Below are 14,736 nucleotides of genomic sequence, written 5' to 3' on the forward strand. Positions count from 1 at the left end.
TATGGATGGATATAGAAAAAATAGTCATGCTGTGTATGATATCAAGTATCATGTCATATGGGTGACAAAGTATAGATATAAGGTTTTGGGCGGGCGTATAGCGGTGAGAGTGCGTGATTTGATAAGACAAGGTTGTGAAGCCAGAGGAATTACCATATTGCAAGGAAGTGTTGGGAAAGACCACATTCATTTATTATTATCTTGTCCTCCAAGTATTGCCCCAAGTAAAATATTGCAGTATCTAAAAGGAAGATCATCGAGATTATTGCAGGATGAGTTTCCAGAACTTAAAAAGAAATATTGGGGGCAGCACTTGTGGGCAAGAGGATATTTTTGTGCCACCGTAGGAACGGTAACGGAAGAAATAATAAGAAATTATATAGCAAATCAATTCAATGAAGGTAAGGACGAAATATTCAGGATAGAAGAATGAGTTTAGTCTAGCTTTGAGGATGCTTTAGCTAAGGCCTTTGAGCAGGACTTTAGCCTGGGAAACGACTTTAGTCGTCGACATTTATGTCTAAATCCATCTGCTTTAGCAGGTGGTCGTTTAAGTTTTTGGAAGTAATCTTTTTATATTAGTGGGGAGAAAAGAGTATCCAGAAATTCGCGATGAATTTTATCCAGAGAACATTAAAAATTGAGATAACTATGCAGGCTTACATGGTTAGATATGCAGATGATTTTGTGTGCTGCTTCCAATATCAACAGGATGCTCAGGCATTCTACAGAGCGTTAAAACAGCGACTGAAGAAATTTAATCTGGAAATAGCTGAAAACAAATGTGATGCTATGGCGTAACCAAATAAGGGCCCCGTCCGGCTCCAGCGCCCAGCAACTAGGCGACTTCACGAATCGCCCTACGATAGGTCATTCGGTTCGTTCTTCTTAAAACTTTAGTTAATTTGTTGCACTTGCTACGTTGCTAACCGGGTGCTTGCACCTTTGTTATACGGTATCTTGTTTAACATGAAAGGTATGATCAACTGTTATCTCCAAGCTAACACCATGAGCCTCCCGATTCTTCAAAGATTTACATCTAATTACCAGTATTGTATGATCATACAGAGATAAACTATTGGAGTGAAGAAGATGTCACAAACAACGATACTCGTAGCTGATGATGAAAAGGAAATAGCTGATCTAATATCTATTCATTTGAAAAAAGAAGGATATAATGTCGTTACTGCAGCTGATGGTGTTGAAGCGCTACAAACGATACATGAGAAAGTCATTCACTTAGTTGTTTTAGATATTATGATGCCAAATATGGATGGATATGAAGTGACAAAAAAGATACGCGAGCATTACCGCATGCCAATTATTTTTGTTAGCGCAAAAACGTCTGATTTTGATAAAGTCCAAGGGCTTGTAATTGGTGCAGATGATTATATGACAAAACCATTTACACCGATGGAATTAGTAGCCCGCGTAAAGGCGCAATTAAGACGATATACCGTGTTAAACGGGGCAAAAGAAGAAAGAAACAACGTATTAGAATTCGGTGCGTTGCGCATAGATAAAGATAAACGAATGGTAACTTTGTACGACAAAGAAGTTGATTTAACGCCGAAAGAATTCGATATTTTATTTCTTTTAGCTAGCCATCCAAAAAAAGTATTTGATGTGGAAACGATCTTTCAACAAGTATGGGATGATTTGTACTTTGAAGGCGCAAATACGGTCATGGTACACATACGAACGTTAAGAAAAAAGCTACAGGAAGACGATCGAAAGGATAAATGGATTAAAACCGTCTGGGGAGTGGGGTACAGCTTTAATGGATAAAAAGATAAAAAATTTTCGCTTTAAGATGGTATGGTTGGTTGGAATAAGTATGTTGTTTGCGGGTCTAATAACATTTCTTTTCTTTTTAGGACTTCGTTTTTACTATCGTAACTATGTAGTTGCAGGCGATCCATTAGCAGATGTACGAAATGTAATAAGAGAGGTAGGCGACTTTAATTTTTTTCTTTTGTTATTTATCCCGCTTTCAATTATGTTTTTCTTTTTGCTTACGAAACGGTATTCGCTTTATTTTAAAGAAATATCCTATGGTATTCATGAACTTGCGAACGGAAATTTTAGTCATCATGTACAAATTAACACGAAGGATGAATTTCATAAAATAGCGACAGATATTAATGCGGCAACTAAAAAGTTGCAGCAAGCTGTTGAACGTGGTGATTTTGCAGAAAGTAGTAAGGATCAGTTAATTGTTAATTTAGCCCATGATTTACGCACGCCGTTAACATCTGTACTTGGGTATTTGGATTTGGTGCTCAAAAATGAGCATTTAACAGATGTGCAAAAAAGGCATTATTTGTCCATTGCCTTGAAGAAATCACAGCGTTTGGAAGGGCTAATTAATGAGTTATTCGATATAACGAAGATGAATTATGGCATGCTACAATTAAATAAAACAAAAATTAATCTTGGGGGACTAATTCAACAGTTGAACGAAGAATTTTATCCAATGTTTGAAAAGCATCACGTGCAGACACGGCTGGATATACAACCAGATTTAATCATGACAGCAGATGGTGAAAAACTTGCTAGAGTGTTTGAAAATCTGTTTACCAATGCGGTTCGTTACGGTACGGATGGCAAATATATTGATGTTGTAGCTTTTAAAGAGGAGAGAAACATCGTGGTTCAAGTTACCAATTATGGCGATCGTATTCCAGAAGACGTACTGCCACATATTTTTGAAATGTTTTTCAAGCAAGATCCATCAAGAGTTCATAAAGCCGGTAGTACAGGACTAGGCTTGTTTATTGCGAAAAACATTGTTGAACAACATGGTGGAAGTATTAGTGTAGATAGTACCGTTATTCGAACCGTATTTGAAGTTCGCTTACCGAGAGAGTAAAAAGTCCTATTATAATTGTTTTAAGATGAGGAGATAAATGGAGCAAATTGGAGTGGTAAACTGCTCTTTTTCGTATTTTTAACCTTAACCTTTGCGATGCAAGAACGATGTGAGGAATGAAAGAATCGTCTAGGAATGAAGTTTAAGAAAAATTTAAGGTTTTACCTATAAAAAAATTAAATTCTCCTCTCTATGCTTAAAAAGTAAGGGAGGAAATGAAAATGAAAAAAAGCATAAAGTTGTTATTTGTTATTGCAATAGCTATTATTCTTGCTATTTTATGGTTTAACCGAAATGATGATCCGGTTATTTATAAAAGTCCTGTAAATGAAGAAAAACAAGTAGAAAATGTGAAATCGTTAAAGATAGATGTAGCAGATGTTCATAAAGGAGAACTATTATTAGTGAATAAGGAGCACGGAATCAAGGAGAGTATTAAAACAGATATTAAAAACTTATTTGATAATCAAGATTTAATGGGTGATTATGGTTTACTTTCGACAGATATAGAGCTGTCTAAAGAAATTACGAATTATTTTAATGAAATGATTGCGGGTGCAAAAAAAGACGGTGTAGATGATTTTTTAATTAGTAGTGGGTTTCGGTCATTTGAAGAGCAAACAAAACTATATAAAGAAAAAGGAGAAGATTATGCCCTACCAGGAGGTTTTAGCGAACATCAACTAGGCTTAGCGCTTGATGTAGGTTCGGCTGAAGGGTCAATGGCTGAATCGGAAGAAGGAAAGTGGATTGCAGAAAATGCATGGCGTTATGGTTTTGTGTTGCGGTATCCGCAAGATAAAACGGACATTACTGGCATTCAATATGAACCGTGGCATATTCGTTATGTTGGGAAACCGCACAGTGTCATTATGCAAGATAAGAACTTTGTGTTAGAAGAATATTTAGATTATCTAAGAAAAAAAGAACAAATTATAGGGGTGGTAGATGGAAAAGAATATGATATTCGATACTATAAAGTAGACAAAACAAGAACGGTAAAGATCCCAAAAGATTATAACTATACCATTTCTGGGGATAACATAGGTGGCGTTATTATTACGTTGTATAAATAAAGCAAGCAGAATGAGTAGTCCTGCTTGCTTTATTTTATTAACTTTACAAAAAATTATGCATAATTTTATAGAAAATTTGTTTCCTCTATGTCATAGTATGGATGTGTTATCATCATCTACTAAAATGGAGGGTATGTATGGGGAACCAATTAAGAAAGAAATTATGTTACGTGGTGTTCATTATTGCTTTGGTATTTTCAAATCTAGTTCCAACATCGACTGCGATTGCAGCAGAGAAAGGTGATGTGGAAGCAGAAGATTTGTTTATAACTGAGTATGTAGAAGGGAGCTCTTTTAATAAAGCCATTGAAATTTATAATGGTACAGGAGCTGACGTGAATCTAGCAAACTATCAGTTGCATTTGTACAGTAATGGCAAAACAGAACCTACAAATACGGAAACCTTAAAAGGGATACTTAAAAATGGCGATGTGTTCGTACTCTCGCATAGAGATGCAGATGCTGCTGTTCAACAAGTAACGGATCTTACATCAGCAGTGGTTAACTTTAATGGAAACGACGCGATTGCGTTAGAAAAGAATGGCGAAATCATCGATGTTTTTGGTGAAATAGGGGATGATTCTGATTTTGCTAAAGACAAGACGTTCGTCAGAAATGCTAATGTGTCCTCACCAACTGCTACTTTTCGTATAGACCAATGGACGGATTATGGGAAAGATATATTTACTTATTTAGGAAGCCATACGATGGACGGGGAAGGGGAACAAGATCCAGGTGAACCAACGGATCCAGACCCTGATCCAGAAGTGAGCACGATTGCGGAAGCAAGACAGTTAGCGAATGGTTCCGAAGTTGTTGTGGAAGGGATTGTGACAGCTAATTCCGAAGCATTGAGCAATGGCAACCAGTTTAGTACATACATGCAGGATGAAACCGCTGGGGTTAATCTGTTTAACTTTGAACAAGGAGACTTACCTGAGGTACAAAAAGGAGATCGTGTGAAGGTAATCGGAACTACAGCCTCCTATAAGGGGCTAAAGGAAGTTGTTCCAGCTTCGATTGAAGTACTTGAACAAGGACAGGCTTTACCAGAAGTACAGCATATAACGTTGGAAGATTTACAAAATAAAGAGGTAGCCGAATCCTATGAAGGCGAGCTCGTACGTGTCAATGGATATATTTCTTCTATTCCTAGCTCTCCAGCGGGTGGCGGCTATAATGTGTCATTTATTGATCAAGACTATAATGCGATGTTATTACGAATCATGGAAAATGCGATAGATATTCGTCAAGTTGCTGAGAAACAGTGGTATGATGTTACGGGAATTGTTAGTCAATACAACGATTATCAGATTTTTCCAACGGAGCAAGCTGACGTACAAGTAGCGCAGCAACAGCCCGAGCCACCTTCAGCAGCTGGCGAATATGAAACAACGGTGGAAAAAATTACAGATGGCGATACGATCCGCATTGCTGATCCTGTCTTCGGTAGTGACCGTGTTCGGTTTGTTAATATGGATACGCCAGAGACCTATGCAGCAAAAAATAAAGCTCCAGAACGTCAGGAAATAAATGAAAATCAAAAATATCATGGTGATGAAGCGACAAAGCATATTCAAACCTATATTCAACCTGGGGACAAAATTACCGTCAAAGTCGGAGAACAGCCGACAGATGATTACGGTCGTCTCCTTGCAGAAGTCATTACTGCTGATGGGGAAAATGTAAACTTGGAAATGGTTCGTGATGGCTATGCTGTCTCTTACTTTATTGCACCAATGGATGAAAAAGCATATCCAAAATATCAACAAGCGGTGAAAGAAGCAAAAGATCAAGGCTTAGGTATTTGGGATGAAGCCAATCCATTATTGGAATTACCGTTTGCTTTCCGCGCAAATGATGATCAAAAAGGCTTTTTACGTTATGTCGGTAATTCAGCTACAAAAGAATATGTAGTACCAGATGATTGGGAAGATGTGCCGGTAGAAAAGCGTGTGTTCTTCTCCAGTCCGGAAGAAGCAGAATCTTATGGGTATCAACCTATTAATACAGAAAATCCATCCGAAGATAATCTGCTTGTACAATTTTTAAGCATGAATGATCTACATGGGAAAATTGATCAGCAATACAATTTAGATCCTGATGGGGACGGTGTTTTTGATACGTATGGGCGCATGGATTTTGTGGCATCAGCTTTAAAGGAAAGAGAGCAGGATAATCCGAATACGTTCATGGTACATGCTGGTGACATGATTGGTGGAAGTTCACCTGTTTCAGGACTACTACAAGATGAGCCAACGGTGGAAATTTTAGAAGAAATTGGCTTTAATGTCGGTACAGTTGGAAATCATGAGTTTGACGAAGGAACGACAGAATTTATGCGCATGGTAAACGGTGGCGAACACCCAGAAGGGAAAGGTACAGAAGGCTATGATGGAATGAATTTCCCACAGCTTTGTGCGAATTGTGTGGATAAGGAGAGTGGCGAGACGATTTTACCACCATTTCATATTGAAGAAGTGGATGGTGAAAAAATCGGTTTTATCGGTGTGAACACACAAGCATCAGCTAGTATGGTCATGCCTGATGGAATTGCTGATATCCAATTTACGGATGAAGTGGCGGCTGTCAATGAAGCAGTAGCTACATTACAGCAGCAAGGTGTCGAAGCAATTGCGGTATTAGCACATATTCCAGCTGATCAAGCAGGTGACGGGGCAACTGGTGAAGCTGCTAATCTAGCAAGAGAAGTAAATGATGCTGTGGATATTATCTTTGCTGCGCATAATCATCAAGTTGTAGATGGTGTCGTGGATAATAAGCTTATTGTTCAAGCTTCCGAATATGGAAAAGCTTTTGCTGATGTAGATGTGGAAATTGATCGCACGACTGGTGATATTGTGAAAAAAGATGCAGAAGTAGTATTTGTAAAGCAAAGCGATTACGAAGCAGATCCGAATGTCAGTAAAATTTTAACCAAATATGAACATCAAATTGCGCCGATGATGAATGAAGTGATTGGCTATAATGCAACAGATTTAACGGGTGATTACAGCAATGATGGTGATCACGGGTTGGGGAATCTGCTAGCAGATGGAATGAAGTCGGTTATGAATAGTGATTTTGCAATGATGAATGGTGGCGGCATTCGCGACGATTTATTAGCTGGAAAAGTAACGTGGGGAGACTTGTACAATATTCAGCCATTCGGTAATACACTAATGAAATTTGAAATTAAAGGAAAAGATTTAGTACCAATTATTAATGCACAACTGTCGAAAGAATACGGACCGGATTATAGCATTAGCGGTTTTCATTATACGTGGGACCCCGAGGCGAGCAAAGTGGTAAATGTTACGTATCCAGATGGAACGCCAATTGAGGAAGACAAAACGTTTACTTTAACGGTGAATAATTTTATGGGAACTTCAAAAGGGTCGAAATATCGTCCGATTAGTGACCGTGGTAAAAACCCTGTCATGGGTCCGACTGATCTTGATGCAACAGTTGAATTTGTTAAAAGTTTAAACTCCACAGAGGATGACCCGTTTTTATATGCAGCGGAAGGAAGAATTTCCGTTGCAAAAGATGAAGAAGAACCGACAAAAAATCCAGGAACAGACAATGGCGATAACGGTGATGGAACAAATGTTGATGTTGGAAATGACGGTAACAACGCCAATAAGCAAGAGAAGCATGATGGTGGGAACACGCTAGGGAAAGATAACTATGATGATAATGGAGATAATGACGACAACAGCTCGATGAGTGACAACGGTAATGGCACGTTGACAGGAGGTACGAAACATACTGCATTAGGAACAGCAGGAAGTCAACATGATGATGGAAGTAAATTACCAAACACAGCAACTAATCTTTATAATCTGATATTCATTGGATTAGCGCTTTTGGGTGGCGGTGTAGCGTTGTATCTAAGAAAAAGATATATAGCAAACAAAGCAAGTTGACTGTTTTGGAGAAAGGGTTAGAGATATAAATAGATGAAATTTATGAAGAGTGGTTCCAATCATTGTTGTCTTTAAAGATTGGAACCATTTTTATCACTATTCACTATAGAATAGTATAAGAATTTAAAGGTCTATAGTATAAGAAAAAAAAGAGTGTTCCTTGAGTGAAAAGGATGAAGTACAAGCCCCAGTAAATTTAAAAATCGTGGATCACAACAACTTTGGTGTTCTCCACGATTTTTTATTTTTAGAAAAGTCTACGCTTATCCCCTTTCCAACATACGATTAAGTGCTAAACGAGCTTGGCAAGCTGTCTGTTTATCGACTGTAATTTGATTGACAGGCTTTCCTTTCTTTATACTTTCTAAAGACCAAAGGAGGTGTGGTAAATCAATTTGATTCATAGTCAAGCATGGACACATATACGGATTTAGTGAAATGATATGTTTATCTGGATGGTTGTGAATGATTCGTTGGACAAGATTCATCTCTGTTCCAATTGCCCAGGCAGATCCTGTTTTTGCCTGTTTTATCGTTTCAATAATATATTTCGTGCTACCATTATAATCAGAGGCATCAACCACTTCCTTTTTGCATTCGGGGTGAACGATGATATGCATGCTGGGATGTTCTTTTCTTATATATTCAACATTGGTTAACGTGAAATTTTCGTGTACAGAGCAATGTCCCTTCCATAAAATTACTTTAACATCTTTCACATTCCCAGAAAAAAGAAGTTCCTCTTGGATTGGATCCCATACTGCCATTTCTGTTTCAACAATCCCGAGATCAGAAGCCGTATTTCTACCTAAATGTTGGTCAGGCAAAAATAAAATCCGTTCTTTTTGTGTAAATGCCCAGTTCACCATTTGATGGGCATTGGAAGATGTAACCGTAGCTCCCCCATGTTGACCAACAAATGCTTTAATTGCTGCTGTTGAATTGACATAGGTTAACGGGAGGATGGATTCGCCAAATTGTTGCATCAGTTTCTCCCAAGCACGTTCCGTTTGGTAAATATCAGCCATATCTGCTAAAGAACAGCCTGCTCTTCTATCTGGTAAGAGCACGATCTGCTCATCAGTGGTTAACATATCAGCCGTCTCTGCCATAAAATGCACCCCACAAAATACAATATAAGAGGCAGATTTATTTTGTGCCGCGACTTGGGCAAGTTGAAGAGAATCTCCAACAGCATCGGCGAATTGGATAACCTCGTCTTTTTGATAATGATGACCGGGGATGAATAAGGCTTCTCCTAAATCATTCTTTATTTGTTTCACCCGTTCCTCCATTTCTTGTTGTGATACATGCAAATATTCTTCTGGAATAGAGTTGGTCGATGAAATCAGTTCTTGAAGTAGATCCATGTATAAAAAACCCCTTTCGTTTACACGATATAAAATGTATACATTTTTGGTTAATAGCATAAGTAGAACGGCATTTTTTTCTTCCATAAAGATTTGGTGTTAAGCTAAGTTTTTCTAGCGATTTTTGTTGTCAGTTCGTTAATAACAATGACTTTATAATTTTTTCTTCTGATCGCGTTGTTACACTTGCATAAGACGGGAACATCCATGTGCATGCGTTAACGATATACAGACGCACTAATATCCAGTGAAGGTGCTGAATGGGTTAAGCTACCTAATGAAATATAATTTACACCGCTATTCGCGTATGCAAGTAATTGATCAAACCAAATCCCACCAGATGCTTCTGTAATGATTGTTTTTGGAACATGGTGTATCCAACGTTTAATAGTTTCTGGAGAACAATTATCAAACATAATGATATCGACTTTATTAGAGATTGTCTCTAGCAATTGATCCTTTGTTTCAATTTCAACTTCAATGTTGACGGTGTGACCGAGCTTGGACTTTATTCGTTGTACGGCATTGGTTATAGAGCCCGAAAAGGCAATATGATTATCTTTAATCATCACGGCGTCATATAAACCGTAGCGATGATTATATCCACCACCAGAGCGCACCGCTTGTTTTTCTAACATACGTAATCCAGGTGTGGTTTTTCTTGTATCGCAAATTTTCACATCTGTGTTTTTGACCATTTCTACTGCTTTGTATGTGCGTGTAGCAATACCGCTCATTCGCTGAATGAGGTTCAGTATAACCCTTTCTGCTTGTAATAGATGGATCATGGGTCCTGTTGCAGTTGCGATTACATCACCAGCCACTAGTTGATCACTGTTATTCTTTTTGCGATCTATTTGCACAAGCGGATGCACTATCGGAAAGCCAACGTCGATTATTTCTGCCCCACAAAAAATGCCTTCTTCTTTCGCAAGCAATGTAAGTGTCCCCTGCGTATGATAATCGAATAAATGTTGACTTGTGATATCACCATGTCCAATATCTTCTAGAAAAAATGAATTAAGCATGGCTTTTAATTGTATCAGGGGTATCATAAGTGACCTCCATTCTGTCATTACTTTGGTAATGAATGATTCGTTTTTGTAGCCAATGTTCGTTATCTTTATTCGGGAAATCAGCGCGAATATGACAGCCTCTTGTTTCTGTCCGAAGTAAGGCAGATTCTGTCATGAGACGTGCGACAATCCACATAAAATAATTTTGAATGGTGGAAAGACTACATTGTTCTATCTGTCTAAAAGTGTCATTGGGATGCTTATTTAGCCAGCTTAATTGTTTGGATAAACGATCATGATCACGAATAATTCCAACAGCTTGCATCATGGATTGTTGGATTTCTCTTTTGGTAAAAGGGATGTCGGTTAGTTGCTCACGATGTTGTTTCTTTGGTGTAAAATCCATCGTCTGCGAACTGCTCACCTGTTGTAAATAGGATGCAAGGCGCTTTCCATAAACAAGTCCTTCTAATAAAGAATTGCTAGCAAGGCGATTGGCACCATGCACGCCACTAGCGGCTACTTCACCAATGGCGTACAAACCTTTTACGGAGGTAGCTCCATATTCATTAATTAGGACACCTCCAATCATAAAATGGGCACCTGGGGCAACAGGAATCTTACCTGTTTTTATAGATATTCCGTGCTGTTGCAACATCTTTGTTATAGCTGGGAATTTGGTAGAGAAATCTTTTACCTGTCGAATATCTAAATATATGTTTCTGCGACTATTTATTTGTTGAAATAGTTGCTGAGCAACGATATGCCTTGGTGCTAAGTCCATTAGTGGATGAACATCTTTCATAACTTGTTCGCCTGCATCATTGATTAATCTAGCACCTGCGCCGCGAACAGCTTCAGAAATAAGTCCAACACTTTTCCCATTTATATAGAGCAGTGTTGGGTGAAATTGAAAAAATTCCATATCACAAATTTTTGCCCCTGCTCGGTAAGCAAGCGCTATTCCATCGCCTGTAACAGAGGAAGCATTAGATGTATTTGTATACAGTTCACCAGCACCGCCTGTTGCTAACACGACATGGTTAGCCATATACATATGAGAGACTTCATTTGTGTCTTTTGTTGTAACGCCAATACATCGACCTGATTCATTTTGTAATAAATCGATGACCATCTCGTTTTCTATCCAGTGAACACGTGTAGAGGAACGCAATGAGTCAAGCAAAAAATGGATGACATATTTACCCGTTTGGTCCCCGCCACAATGAACAATTCTAGCTTTACTATGGGCACCTTCTAAGCCTAAAGAAATTTTTCCGTTTGCATGTGTATCAAATGGGACAAGTTTAACCCAATTTTGCATGAATAGCCTGCCTTCTGTAACTAAATCATAAATCGCTGTGGCATTCCCGTGCTGATCGCCAGCAATGATCGTATCTTGATAATGGTTGAAGGTGTCATCGTCTGGACAAATAGCAGCAGCTATACCACCTTGCGCACGATAGGAATTACTACTTGTTATAGCTTTCTTTGTGATTATTGTCACATTTAATTGCTCTTGAAGTTGGTTGGCAAGTTGTAATGCAGCAATTCCGCTACCAATAATAATGATGTCTGTCTTTTTCACTGTAAATTCACCTTTTTACATGTGTCTTGACACATATCATTACATACAATTAAACTAAATACAAGTGTTTTTTTACTAAAAACTGTTTTGACTTCCGTTGTTTTCTAAGAAGGGAGATAAAAGGAGCTCTTTTCTCTAAAAATATAAATTTCAGAAAGAAAGAGGGGAGATAAACATGCTATATTTTGATTACGCTGCGACAACGCCGATGGATGAGGAAGCGTTAGCTATTTATCAGCAAGTTGCTGCAAACTATTGGGGAAATACGAGTAGCTTACATCATATTGGGGGAGAAGCAAAAGAAATACTAGAAAACAGCCGAGAAAAGTTAGCGAGGTTATTACATGTTCCGGTAAGAGGGCTTTATTTTACATCAGGCGGTACAGAATCCAATCAGTTAGCAATTGTGTCCCTTGCCTTAAGTCAGTCGAACAACGGAAAGCACATTATCACATCGCAAGCAGAACATGCTTCGGTTTTTTCAGCATTAGCTTATTTGGAGAATAAGGGATTTGAAATAACAAAGATTCCATATACAAAAGAAGGACAAGTAGATGTACAGCAACTAGAAAAAGCAATTCGATCGGATACGATTATGGTAACCATTAGCTATGTCAATGCAGAGATTGGCGCTATTCAACCACTTCAAAAAATTCAACAGCTACTACCTCCAGAAATTGTTTTCCATACCGATGCTGTCCAAGCCTTTGGTAAAGTGGATTTTTCCAAGCTGCATCAGGTTGTTGACAGTTTTTCCATTTCTTCACATAAATTGTATGGTCCAAAAGGTGTGGGGGCAGTTTACATACAACCGAGGTTGGCGATTAAAGGGATTTTTCCTTTACAAACACATGAGCACGGTGTTCGTGGTGGAACCGTCAACACCCCAGGTATTGCAGCTTTTGTTGCGGCAGCAGTAAAGTATACGAGAGCAGAAGTAGATCATGCAGATGCTTTACGTCGACTGTTTTTAATAAAGTTAAAGCGTGAGTTGAAGGATTGCTATCAAGTGATTGAATCGTCTGTATCGCAACTTCCTCATATTGTTGGTTTGGCAATGCATCATTATGAAGGACAATTCATTATGTTACAATGTAATCGCAAAGGTGTTTGTATATCAACTGGCTCCGCATGTGGTCAAGCGTTACCGACAGCTGGGAAAACAATGCTAGCAATGGGTTATACACAGGAAAGGCAGAAGGAATTTATCCGTATTTCTTTTGGAAAAGATACGAAAGAAAAAGACGTTATGGAATTGGTAAAAATATTAAAGGAAATTGTAACTTGAAATCAAGAAGTAGGTGAAGGAGTTTGCAAAAACAGAAAAAAGTACTTGGTGAAGAACGCAGGCAGTTCATTTTAAGCGTATTAAAGGATGCGAGCAAACCGATTACTGGTAGTGAATTAGCTAAAAGAACAAATGTCAGCCGGCAAGTTATTGTTAATGATGTGACTTTGTTAAAAGCGAGAAGCGAACCAATTATTGCAACAAGTCAAGGGTATATGTATTTACAAGCGTCAGCTACCGAGAGTGTAGAAAAGACCATCGCTTGCGAGCATACCCCTGATGAGGCAGAGGCGGAATTACATATTATTGTTGACCATGGTGTGACAGTAAAGGATGTAACGATTGAACATCTCGTATATGGCGATCTAACAGCTTCGATTATGGTATCCAATCGTAAGGAAGTAGAGCAATTTATTAAAAAAATTACTTCTACTGGTGCAGCATATCTGTCTCAGCTTACAGAAGGGGTGCATCTGCATACATTAGTTGCTACTAAAGAAGAACAAATTAACGAAGCAGAAATGGCTTTAAAGCAAGCAGGATTCTTGTTGGATCATTACGATATAAGAGAGTGATTACGGGCATCTAAAGAGTAAATAAACCTTTCGTGCTGTGCAAAAAGATAGAAGAAGTTCAAGGCGGGAGGGTGTGGACGGTTTTGCTACTTTATATAGGTTTGCTTGAAGTACTCCCTCATGATGGAAAAGGATACATCCTTTTCCATCCATACCAAAGCATATAGCTTTAAGGTTTTATCGTGTTTTGTCATACTTAGCAATAAGCTAAGCTTTCTAATGTAGAATAGGTGGTAGGTTTGGCGGATTATTTGAGTTTTTTATGCTAACATGGAGTTCATTCAGATCGTTAACAGCTGCATAAAACACTTTTTTTACATCAAAAATATTTTTTCTTTCCAATTCTTGATAAAGCCAAGTTGTATTTAAATTTCTCGAAGAAAGAACGTGTTCATAAATTGTTCCATCAATAACAACTGGTACATCAATCCCCTTAGCGGGACTTCTTGGTTGCGTTATAATATGTTCGGCACGTGCAGCTTCCTTTTCAGGATATAATTTAATAGATAAATATCCATTTGCTTCAATGATCGCTATTTCAACATCCTTTACATTGAAAATTTGTTGGGCTCGTAACATCTGTAAAATAGTATCAATGGGGTACTGTATTTTTTTCATTTCCTTCACTAAAAATTGTCCTTGATAAATGACCATTGTAGGTTCAAATGTTAACAAACGGCCTATTTTGCGATTGTTAATTTTCCACATTGCCACTAACTTCTGAAGTAAAGCAATTGCTATAATTGCAATGGCTGTATAAATATGATTTACCTCTGGATCTGCAATATCAGCACCAACTACAGCACCTAAAGTTAAAATAACTAAAAAATCAAACACTGGCAATTCTCCAATGGAGCGTTTTCCCATAAAAATAGTCGCAAATAGTGCTAGTGGTAAAATGGTGACTATTCGACCTAAAATTTTTAAAATTTCTAATCCGTGTTCCATCCAATCACCTCATAGAGAAAACTGTACCCTTTAATATGACACAAAAATGTATAATTATTTACAACTAAAATAAT

Annotated in this window: 12 protein-coding genes; 8 read left to right on the plus strand and 4 right to left on the minus strand. The window is 38.0% G+C overall.

Annotated features, from left to right (window positions below; genetic code table 11):
• Position 1 precedes the first annotated feature (1 nt).
• From tnpA to D9780_RS01025, 6 genes are all read left to right on the plus strand, one after another.
• A complete protein-coding gene (gene tnpA / locus D9780_RS01000; protein ID WP_121638944.1) occupies positions 2–433 on the plus strand; it encodes an IS200/IS605 family transposase in 432 nt (143 codons plus the stop codon).
• 179 nt (positions 434–612) lie between these two features.
• Positions 613–801, plus strand: a complete 189-nt coding sequence (locus D9780_RS01005; RefSeq protein ID WP_121638945.1) for a reverse transcriptase domain-containing protein — start codon at positions 613–615, stop codon at positions 799–801.
• 291 nt (positions 802–1,092) lie between these two features.
• On the plus strand, positions 1,093–1,788 hold the full coding sequence (locus tag D9780_RS01010; RefSeq protein ID WP_121638946.1) for a response regulator transcription factor: 696 nt from the start codon (positions 1,093–1,095) through the stop codon (positions 1,786–1,788).
• A complete protein-coding gene (locus tag D9780_RS01015; protein WP_121638947.1) occupies positions 1,781–2,872 on the plus strand; it encodes a HAMP domain-containing sensor histidine kinase in 1,092 nt (363 codons plus the stop codon). The genes D9780_RS01010 and D9780_RS01015 overlap by 8 nt, the downstream gene beginning before the upstream one ends.
• Positions 2,873–3,093: 221 nt before the next feature.
• The gene (locus D9780_RS01020) at positions 3,094–3,948 is read left to right on the plus strand and encodes a M15 family metallopeptidase (RefSeq protein ID WP_121638948.1); all 855 of its coding nucleotides are present in this window, start codon (positions 3,094–3,096) and stop codon (positions 3,946–3,948) included.
• A 137-nt stretch (positions 3,949–4,085) separates the two neighbouring features.
• On the plus strand, positions 4,086–7,877 hold the full coding sequence (locus D9780_RS01025) for a 5'-nucleotidase C-terminal domain-containing protein (RefSeq protein WP_121638949.1): 3,792 nt from the start codon (positions 4,086–4,088) through the stop codon (positions 7,875–7,877).
• A gap of 263 nt (positions 7,878–8,140) precedes the next feature.
• Here the strand turns inward: D9780_RS01025 and nadA are convergent, their stop codons facing one another.
• From nadA to nadB, 3 genes are all read right to left on the minus strand, one after another.
• Positions 8,141–9,247 (minus strand): quinolinate synthase NadA, encoded by a 1,107-nt coding sequence (gene nadA, locus D9780_RS01030; protein WP_121638950.1) that lies wholly within the window; start codon positions 9,245–9,247, stop codon positions 8,141–8,143.
• A gap of 218 nt (positions 9,248–9,465) precedes the next feature.
• Complete coding sequence (gene nadC / locus D9780_RS01035; RefSeq protein WP_121641397.1) at positions 9,466–10,299, minus strand: carboxylating nicotinate-nucleotide diphosphorylase; 834 nt, start codon at positions 10,297–10,299, stop codon at positions 9,466–9,468.
• The gene (gene nadB, locus D9780_RS01040) at positions 10,268–11,851 is read right to left on the minus strand and encodes an L-aspartate oxidase (protein WP_121638951.1); all 1,584 of its coding nucleotides are present in this window, start codon (positions 11,849–11,851) and stop codon (positions 10,268–10,270) included. The genes nadC and nadB overlap by 32 nt, the downstream gene beginning before the upstream one ends.
• Before the next feature lie 175 nt (positions 11,852–12,026).
• Between nadB and D9780_RS01045 the strand changes: the two genes are divergently transcribed.
• Together D9780_RS01045 and D9780_RS01050 are read left to right on the plus strand one after the other, a co-directional pair.
• Complete coding sequence (locus D9780_RS01045; protein WP_121638952.1) at positions 12,027–13,139, plus strand: IscS subfamily cysteine desulfurase; 1,113 nt, start codon at positions 12,027–12,029, stop codon at positions 13,137–13,139.
• A 23-nt stretch (positions 13,140–13,162) separates the two neighbouring features.
• Positions 13,163–13,714, plus strand: coding sequence for a transcription repressor NadR (locus D9780_RS01050; protein WP_121638953.1), 552 nt, complete (start codon positions 13,163–13,165; stop codon positions 13,712–13,714).
• A gap of 216 nt (positions 13,715–13,930) precedes the next feature.
• Here the strand turns inward: D9780_RS01050 and D9780_RS01055 are convergent, their stop codons facing one another.
• Positions 13,931–14,662 (minus strand): DUF421 domain-containing protein, encoded by a 732-nt coding sequence (locus tag D9780_RS01055; RefSeq protein WP_121638954.1) that lies wholly within the window; start codon positions 14,660–14,662, stop codon positions 13,931–13,933.
• Positions 14,663–14,736 lie beyond the last annotated feature (74 nt).

Origin of the sequence: Virgibacillus sp. Bac330 (assembly GCF_003667845.1) — a bacterium.
Taxonomy (GTDB): Bacteria; Bacillota; Bacilli; order Bacillales; family Amphibacillaceae; genus Virgibacillus; species Virgibacillus chiguensis.